This window comes from Hydrocoleum sp. CS-953 (assembly GCF_002260545.1).
GTDB lineage: Bacteria > Cyanobacteriota > Cyanobacteriia > Cyanobacteriales > Microcoleaceae > Trichodesmium.
On record NZ_LGSU01000793.1, the window covers coordinates 1 to 4,704 of the forward strand.

Consider the following 4,704-nt stretch of genomic DNA (forward strand, 5'->3'; position numbering starts at 1 on the left):
CCAAACAAATCAATATTTCCATTTCCAACTGATGTATCAATATCCGCATTTATATTAATACTTCGACCAGCTTTTAATTCTACAGATGAATCAGTTTCTATCTTTTCATTGATTGTTATATCATTATCAGCTAGAAGAATAACATCCCCTGATAATTCCCCTAAATTTTCAGCCGAAATAGTCACATCAGCATTCTCATCTTGAGCAAAAGGGTCAATAGGAGTTTCTGTTTCTGTAGTGTCTGAATTATCAGAATTTTCCGTTGTCTGAGAATCTGTATTTTCTGTAGCTGAGACTTCTGAATTATCCTTTAATGTTTCTGAATCTGAAGTTTCATCTCCCACAGTCACATTTTCTGGGTCTAATAATATTGTGCCTGGATTGCCAAAAGCTGCACTAACATCTACATTTCCATTAAATATTAATTCTTCTTTTCCCGAAACTTCAACAAACCCTCCATCTCCAGAATTTTCTCCACCTTTAGCACTAATATTTCCCGCAAAATCAGTAATTCCATCAGACCAAATTATTACTCTTCCTCCATCTCCATTTGTAATAGTATCCGCAGAAATAAATGAATTATTATTGACAAAAGTTTGCTGAGAATTAGGAACAATTCCATTACCTTGAAAGTCGCCTCCTATTAATACAGTTCCTCCACCATTTAAACCATCGGCGTTGATATTGCTGTTGAGGAGAGCTACCCGTGAACCTAATACGTTAACTTGGCCTCCGGTATTAGATCCCCCCTGACCCCCCTTGTTAAAGGGGGAACTGGATTCGATCGCCCTTCCATCCTTATTAAAAAGGGGAATACTATTCATGTCCCCCCCTTCGTAAGGGGGGTTAGGGGGGATCGACACGTTGATACTTCCAGAGACAATAGCATCTCCTGGAGTATTTGCAACTAGAGTATTTGAATCTGTCAATACTATTTCACCATTAGCATTAACTATGACAGATGTGGCCTGAGCTATTTCCCCACCTGTTAAAAGTCTTGCTAAAGATAAGGGGGTGATAGAAATATTTTCCCCATTCTGTAGGGACGTTGCATCCAACGTCTCTACTTCTAAACTTAATAAATATCCCGGTTGAGATATTCTTAAGACACTACCACCTTCTACTGCTGCAACGGTAATATTACCTCCTGCTGTAGAGAGTTCCCCAGTATTAATAACCGTTCCACCTAATAAAGTGAGATTTTCTCCAGGGTTTAAACTTAAATTTCCTTCGTTAACTATAGCGCCTGGGTTAGATACGTTAAATCTATAGCCACTGGGGTTTCCGACTAAATTTGAATAGTCGTTTGTTCCCATTGCTTTAAACCAGTAGTTGTTATTGTCAAAACCTATACCTGTGGCAGTCGTAACGCTGAATGAAGCGGGTATGTTGAGGCTGGCGTTTGGGCCAAACATTATGCCTGCGGGGTTCATCAGGAAGAGGTTGGAATTACTGCCTAGGACTTGAATTAAGCCGTTAATGTATGAAGCGTTGCCTCCTGTGACTCGACCTAGAATATTCTGAGTGTCTGGAGTGGTAAGGAAATTAGCGGTTTGGTTGGTGGGGACGTTAAATTTGTCGAAACTATGGAAGAGGTTAGCCCCACTCTGAGTCCCACCTTGGATATTAAATTGGTTGCTGTTTTGATTTACGGTTGTACCTGTACCGTCGTTTGCCGGAGTTATGGGTTGAGATTTAGCGGGGGGTGCTGCTGCCAATGAGCCTAAAATTATAGTCAGAGCAGTTATACTGTAAGATTCTAATATATTAGTTTTCATCATAAACTTCTGTAATTGTGTTATTTATTTTCAGTTACTGGAGAGTACAAAGTTATTCAAAAAAAATGAGTTAATATCAAAGCTAAAAGTATTACTAGAAAAGGCTTGTAGCACATACACTTCTTAAAGTTCGAGTTTGTTACCTTAAGATAGCTGAAAGCTTTAGCTAGCAATAGTTTTTCCCAGAAGTTTGTACTGTCTAGCTGATAATTTTTTTTCTAGCAATTAAGGTAGGGTGGGTTTTGCTACGCAAGAAGAAAAGCGGGAGAATTTTATCATGGGGTAGTCGAGTTAATATTGTTCCCGCATCAGGCAGCAATACAAGGAGATATTTGTGCTGTTTTACTGTGCAAATATTTCTCTAACTTGACAAATTTATATCCTCATTACCAATAGAGTTAAGAATAGAAGGTTACAGTTAGAGTTTACCATTTTTCTATAGCTTCCGTAACTTGACTATAAAAAAAGATGTAGTCAACCTGATTATTCTCTTTCCTTCATCATGTTGTCAATTTCCTGAATCTCCTTAACCCTTATTAAGTTCCTGAATCTCCTTAAAATCCATATACAATTAATTAGTTTAGTATCATAAAGTCTTTGTTTGTAGAATTGCTATAGCCCTAAGAGCTGAATATTTTCAGGGCTAGAGCAATTATATAAGCTTAATTATTAGCTATTAGAGAATTTACCAAAAATACTAGACTCCTTATTAACTCAGGCATTAATGGTATCAATAAAAATGTCTATTTTTGAGCATTAAATAAGCTATCAAGCCTCCCCTTATAAAGGGGATAAAAAAAGAAAATTAAGTATTTTAAGCTTCCTACAGAAATAGGAGGTACTGTTAACCGATAACTGAAATTACTGGTTTGTTACTAATTGTTTTGCTTCTATCAAATTGTCGAGACTAAAATTTTTATGATTCCAAAAATAAGCTCCAATACCAACTGCCAAATTAGCAAAACAAGCAGCAGCAAAAATACCATTTATCCCAAATAACCAACTTCCCAAATATGCCAAAGGTACATATAAAAACAACATCCTTGTGATAGTCATTACCATAGAAGGTAAAGGTTTTCCCAAAGCATTAAAAGTCACACTAGAAATTAATATAATTCCCGCAGCACCATAACTAATAGGTACTATCAATAGATATTTAGCAGCCACTTCGACAACTTCCGGATCTTTATCAAAAACAGAAGCAACCCAACTCCCACCTATACCGAGAGCGATCGCTTCCATAACTCCCCAAAACAGACAAAACTGAAACCCTAAGCGTAAACCCAAATACACGCGGTCATACTTTTTCGCTCCCCAATTTTGCCCGACAAACGGACCGAAACTAGCAGATAATGCAAGTGGCACAATAATAGAAAACATTTCTACCTTAGAAGCAACACCAAAACCTGCTACTGCAGCAGTGCCATAACTTGCCATCAAGCTAGTAATAAAAGTAAGAGAAATTGGCGTAATCATATTTGTACCTGTGGCGGNCGATCGCTTCCATAACTCCCCAAAACAGACAAAACTGAAACCCTAAGCGTAAACCCAAATACACGCGGTCATACTTTTTCGCTCCCCAATTTTGCCCGACAAACGGACCGAAACTAGCAGATAATGCAAGTGGCACAATAATAGAAAACATTTCTACCTTAGAAGCAACACCAAAACCTGCTACTGCAGCAGTGCCATAACTTGCCATCAAGCTAGTAATAAAAGTAAGAGAAATTGGCGTAATCATATTTGTACCTGTGGCGGGTATACCTATATAAAGGATATTTTGCCAATTTCGGAGGATAACCTTAAAGCTAGGCAACTCCCAAGAAATCATTTGTTCGCGGTAGTGGAGAACAAACAAAGAAGCTAGTAAAGTAGTCGCCCTACTAATAACAGTTGCTAATGCTGCTCCTTGCAACCCCATCGCTGGAATTGCACCTACTCCAAAAATAAATATTGGGTCTAGCACAGCATTGACAATACCTGCTACAGTCATCACTACACTGGGAATTAATGNCAACTCCCAAGAAATCATTTGTTCGCGGTAGTGGAGAACAAACAAAGAAGCTAGTAAAGTAGTCGCCCTACTAATAACAGTTGCTAATGCTGCTCCTTGCAACCCCATCGCTGGAATTGCACCTACTCCAAAAATAAATATTGGGTCTAGCACAGCATTGACAATACCTGCTACAGTCATCACTACACTGGGAATTAATGTATTACCAGCAGCGCGAATAGCACTATTACCTACCATTGGCACTACTATAAAAATTACCCCCAGATACCAAATTTCCATATATTGTCGAATTAGAGGCAGAATTTCTGCTTTTGCGCCTAATGCAGTAAATATGGGGTCAATAGTTGTTAAACCTAAAACTACCAAAATTGCCACTATTAGTAGGGATACAGTTAAACTGTCAGTGGTAAGTCGCTTGACTTTGTAGCGGTTTCCTTCCCCAATAGCTCTAGAAATAACAGAAGCAGTACCTGTTCCCAAACCCATTGATACACTACCTAATAATGTTACTACTGGAAAAGTGAAACTCATTGCTGCTAGCTCTTTTGTTCCTAGTTGACCGACAAAGTAGGTATCAACAATATTGAAACCTATGACCGCAAATACTCCCCAAACCATAGGCAGTGTTAGCTTTAGTAGGAGTGGGCCGATCCTATCTTCTGTTAGTTGTTGTTGCATAATGATTTTATAAATGGGTTTTCTTTACAAAACTTTACCATTTATTTTAAATTTGGGCAACTTCATCTAAATTTTCCACAACACAATAAATAAACAGAGTATGAAAAATAAGGTAGTCCTGGATAGTAATGTTCAACAATTAATAATTAATAGAGTTGTTGGGAAATAACTTAGATTACAAAAAAAATAAAATGAAAACAGATATATTTAGTTAGTGATTTTATTATTTATGCT

2 protein-coding genes and 2 pseudogenes are annotated in these 4,704 nt (G+C 37.6%); all 4 read right to left on the reverse strand.

The window, feature by feature from the left end; all coding sequences use genetic code 11:
• Window positions 1–1,778: filamentous hemagglutinin N-terminal domain-containing protein (locus AFK68_RS09850; protein WP_143437745.1), on the reverse strand; the 1,778-nt coding region annotated here is incomplete at its 3' end.
• Window positions 1,779–2,639: 861 nt separating this feature from the next.
• Entirely contained in the window at window positions 2,640–3,254 is a 615-nt protein-coding gene (locus AFK68_RS09855; RefSeq protein WP_094672554.1) for an MATE family efflux transporter, read from the reverse strand.
• Window positions 3,255–3,272: 18 nt separating this feature from the next.
• A pseudogene (locus AFK68_RS43400) lies at window positions 3,273–3,771 on the reverse strand (MATE family efflux transporter); the annotation flags it as partial.
• 21 nt (window positions 3,772–3,792) lie between these two features.
• Window positions 3,793–4,470: pseudogene (locus tag AFK68_RS34830) on the reverse strand (MATE family efflux transporter); the annotation flags it as partial.
• Window positions 4,471–4,704 lie beyond the last annotated feature (234 nt).

What these genes read in the sequence shown, in the direction of transcription:
- AFK68_RS09855 (WP_094672554.1), bottom strand. Translation starts at nt 3,254, where the DNA reads ATGATTACGCCAATTTCTCTTACTTTTATTACTAGCTTGATGGCAAGT.